1 protein-coding gene is annotated in these 1,513 nt (G+C 45.1%); it reads left to right on the forward strand.

Annotated features, from left to right (window positions below; genetic code table 11):
* Positions 1-252: 252 nt before the first annotated feature.
* Positions 253-1,254, forward strand: coding sequence for a pentapeptide repeat-containing protein (locus tag P5674_RS24585; protein WP_043468503.1), 1,002 nt, complete (start codon positions 253-255; stop codon positions 1,252-1,254).
* Positions 1,255-1,513 lie beyond the last annotated feature (259 nt).

The following is a 1,513-nucleotide window of genomic DNA, read 5'->3' on the forward strand; positions in this document are numbered from 1 at the left end:
ATGTACGGTTTTGAATGGGAGGGGTAGACCGTGAGGTCTATCTCGACCCCTAATCAGAGGATAAATCAACATTTGTAAACAAAATACACAAATTTTGTCTGGTACAGATAAAATAAATATTAAGAGATTATTAGCAGTAGCTTTTATCGTCAGAGGTGCAGCAAATTAAGACATCTGAATCAGTCGAAACTCAACTAAGCGCTCGCCGGAGGCTGTTTCAGAACTTGTGTGATGAAAAAGGAGATCCTCAACATGAAAGAAACAGAAATCCTAGAGCGATATCTTAGGGGAGAAAGAGATTTTCGTGGACTCGATTTAACCGCAGCCAACTTGATTGGTGCTAAATTAATCGCGGCTAACCTGTCGGGTTCTAATTTAAAAGAAGCATCCTTAGCTCGCGCTTACCTAGAACGATGCTTTATGTTAGAAGCCAACCTGAATGGGGCTTTTTTGTATGGTACTAACCTTAATTATGCGAAACTGCGAGATAGCTGCTTAATTGAAGCTGATTTAACTAAAGCAGACTTGAGCGGCGCGCAACTTCATAAAGCTAACTTAATGGGAGCAAAACTCAGCGGCGCGGTGATGTCTTGGGTGACACTTTATCGCGCTAATTTCCCTGGTGTGAATCTCTGTGGCGCTAATCTTAATGGGATTAATTTGCGATCGGCTAACTTAGAAAAAGCTAACCTAAATTGGGCTAATTTGACGGGAGCGCGACTGAGTGGGGCTAACTTGCGAGGAGCGCAATTAAACGGGGTTAAACTGGAAAAAGCCTTTCTGAATGGCTTAACTTTGGAAGCGATCGACTTTAGTAGTTTAGAACTGAGTGAAATTAAACTCAGTGGCGCTAAAATGGCAGGTGCTAACCTACAGGGGACTAATCTCAAAGATTCGCAAATGCGGTTTATTCGCTTGGATGAAGCCAACCTACAACAGGCTAACCTACAAGGTAGTAATATTCGCGGGGGTCAGTTTATTAAGGCTAATTTGATGAAGGCTGACCTGGAAGAGTGCGACTTGATAAATGCGGATTTGAGCAATACTAACCTTAATTTGGCTAACTTGCGAGGTGCTGACCTCACGGGGGCTAACCTTCGGGGTGCTTACCTTTGGGGTGCTAATTTGGATGGTGCTAACCTTGAAAATGCTGACCTGCGCGATGCTAGTTTCCGCCATGCTACTCTCAATGGCGCTATGCTACAAGATGCTATCCTCACTGGTGCAATTATGCCAGATGGTCGCATTAGATAATCGGACTCCCCCCCTCTCCCAGGGGGGGGTTGCTTTTTGGTTTTACCTGTGCTACCCCGGAAAGGGTGGGGCGGGTTTATTAATATCCGGGTGGGGACGGAAAATTGACAGCCGGAGAGAGGGCGGGTTTATTAACATAGTCGTAGGGATGGAAAATTGACAGCAGAACCCGCCCCTACAATTATCGGGGGTGGGGCGGGTTTATTAACATAGTCGTAGGGATGGAAAATTGACAGCAGAACCCGCCCCTACAATTATT

It is taken from the genome of Limnospira sp. PMC 289.06 (assembly GCF_032350395.1).
GTDB lineage: Bacteria > Cyanobacteriota > Cyanobacteriia > Cyanobacteriales > Microcoleaceae > Limnospira > Limnospira platensis.

Bases quoted from the DNA above. Each gene is read 5' to 3' on its own strand.
- P5674_RS24585 (WP_043468503.1), top strand. From the start codon at position 253: ATGAAAGAAACAGAAATCCTAGAGCGATATCTTAGGGGAGAAAGAGAT.